We start from the raw sequence: 372 nt of genomic DNA on the forward strand, positions 1-372 counted from the left end.
GCCGTTGGCACTACCTGGCCGCGGTGCTGGATCTGCATACCCGGCGGGTGATCGGCTGGGCGTTCTCGGCCAAGCCGGATGCCGAACTGGTGATCAAGGCCCTGGACATGGCCTACGAACAGCGCGGCAGGCCACAGCAGGTGCTGTTCCATTCAGACCAGGGCAGCCAGTACGCCAGCCGCCTGTTTCGGCAACGGCTCTGGCGCTATCGGATGCAGCAGAGCATGAGCCGTCGGGGGAATTGCTGGGATAACTCGCCGATGGAGCGCCTGTTCCGCAGTCTGAAGTCGGAGTGGTTCCCGTCAACGGGTTACCTGACGGCGCAGGAGGCCCAACGGGACATCAGTCATTACTTGATGCACCGCTACAACT

General features: G+C 62.9%; 1 protein-coding gene. It reads left to right on the plus strand.

Annotated elements, in window-relative coordinates; genetic code table 11:
* Nucleotides 1-372, plus strand: a 372-nt coding sequence (locus G5A07_RS21200; RefSeq protein ID WP_191863969.1) for a DDE-type integrase/transposase/recombinase, incomplete at both ends; no start/stop codon positions are given.

This window comes from Stenotrophomonas sp. AS012628, assembly GCF_010608305.1.
Lineage (GTDB): Bacteria > Pseudomonadota > Gammaproteobacteria > Xanthomonadales > Xanthomonadaceae > Stenotrophomonas > Stenotrophomonas geniculata.